Raw genomic sequence first — 1,816 nt, 5'->3', positions numbered from 1 at the left:
CGGCGGCGTCGATACGCTGTGCCTGACCACGCTCTACGGCTTCGCCTCGCTGCAATTGACCTCCACCCAGCCCTGCCGCCCTTACGACGCGGCGCGCAACGGCATTTCGGTCGGCGAGGGGGCGGCGTTTGCACTGCTTGAACGGGGCGAGCAGCCTACACCGGGCTCGGTGCTGCTCCTCGGCACCGGCGAATCGAGCGACGCCTATCACATGTCCTCGCCACACCCGGAAGGCCTCGGCGCCCGGATGGCCATGCAAGCCGCGCTGCGCTCAGCCGGATTGACGGCCGGCGACATCGATTACATCAACCTGCACGGCACCTCGACGCCGGCCAATGATGCCGCCGAAGGCAAGGCCGTCAGCACCCTGTTCGCCAGCACCGTTCCGTGCAGTTCGACCAAGGGCGCCACCGGCCACACGTTGGGCGCCTCCGGGGCGGTCGAAGCGGTCATCTGCGCGCTGACGCTGACCGACGGTTTCCTGCCCGGCAGCCCGGGCACCGAAAACGTCGACCCGGCCATACCCATCAATTACCTGCTGAAAGCCCGCCCAGGCAAAGTCAGCGGCGCCCTGACCAATTCCTTCGGCTTCGGCGGCAGCAATTGCAGCCTGATCCTGGGAGTCGCCAAATGAGCCGCCCGCTGACCGCCTGGATCGAAGGCATCGGATTCCTCGCCCCCGGCCTGCCCGACTGGCCGACCGCCCGCGCCGTTTTACGCGGCGAAATGGCGTTGACCGCAGCCCCTTCCATTTTGCCGGCACCGAGTATCCTGCCGCCGGCCGAACGGCGTCGGGCCAGCCGCGTCGTCAAGCTGGCGCTGGCCATCGGCCTTGAAGCCGCCGCCCATGCTGGCGCCGATGCCGCGACGCTGGCTACCGTCTTCTCCGCCTCCGGTGCCGACGGCCACAATTGCCACGCCCTGTGCGAGCAACTGGCCAGCGACGACCGGCAGATTTCGCCGACCCGTTTTCACAATTCGGTGCACAACGCCGCCGCCGGTTACTGGGGCATCGCCACCGGCGCCATGGCGCCGTGCCAGGTCATCTGCGCCTACGACGCCAGCTTTGGCGCCGGCCTGATCGACGCGCTGGGTCAGGTCGTTGCCGACCGCCAGCCGACGCTGCTCATCGCCTACGACAGCGAATATCCCGAACCGCTGTTTGCCAAGCGGCCAGTGCCGGACGTCGCCGGCGTCGCGCTGCTGCTGACACCTGAACACAGTGAGCGCTCGCTCGCATCGATTACGGTCACCCCCGCCGGCGCTGCCGCCGAACCGCTGGCCGACGCCGCCCTCGAAGCCTTGCGCGTCTCGATCCCGGCCCTGCGCGCGCTGCCGCTGCTGCAAAAACTGGCGCGCGGCGAGGCCGGCGAGGTCTGTCTCGACTACCTGCCGCCGATGCAACTGCAGGTCGCCATCAGGCTGTGCTAGACAAAAGCTGGATCGCCGCCCACATCCCGCATCAAGGCACCATGTGCCTGCTCGATGCGGTGACCGAATGGTCCAACTCGGCGATCTCCTGCCGCGCCAGCAGCCACACCGACCCGGCCAATCCGCTGCGTGCGGAGAATCGATTGGGCGCCGCCAACGGCATCGAATACGCCGCCCAGGCCATGGCCATCCACGGCGCGCTGATTGCCGGTGAGGTTGCTGACGAAGGCGCCGCACCGCGCCAGGGCTACCTGACCAGCGTGCGCAGCGTCAGCCTGCATGTCGCCCGTCTCGACGACCTGCCGGGCGAACTCGACGTGTGCGCCGAGCGCCTGTCGGGCGACAGCAACAACATCCTCTACCAGTTCTCGCTCAGCCACGCCGG

At 68.4% G+C, this 1,816-nt stretch carries 3 protein-coding genes; all 3 read left to right on the top strand.

The genetic code is table 11. The annotated features are described in order from the left end of the window. Positions 1-634: beta-ketoacyl synthase N-terminal-like domain-containing protein (locus ADADOO_RS15340; RefSeq protein ID WP_511278372.1), on the top strand; the 634-nt coding region annotated here is incomplete at its 5' end. Continuing rightward, a complete protein-coding gene (locus ADADOO_RS15335; RefSeq protein ID WP_511278371.1) occupies positions 631-1,431 on the top strand; it encodes a beta-ketoacyl synthase chain length factor in 801 nt (266 codons plus the stop codon). The genes ADADOO_RS15340 and ADADOO_RS15335, both read left to right, overlap by 4 nt. Next, on the top strand, positions 1,425-1,816 hold a 392-nt coding region (locus ADADOO_RS15330), incomplete at its 3' end, for a hotdog family protein (protein ID WP_511278370.1). The genes ADADOO_RS15335 and ADADOO_RS15330, both read left to right, overlap by 7 nt.

This window comes from Azonexus sp. (assembly GCF_036170495.1).
Classification (GTDB): domain Bacteria; phylum Pseudomonadota; class Gammaproteobacteria; order Burkholderiales; family Rhodocyclaceae; genus Azonexus.
The sequence above is the reverse complement of the archived record's forward strand: the minus strand, read 5'-3'. Positions and strand labels throughout refer to the sequence as shown.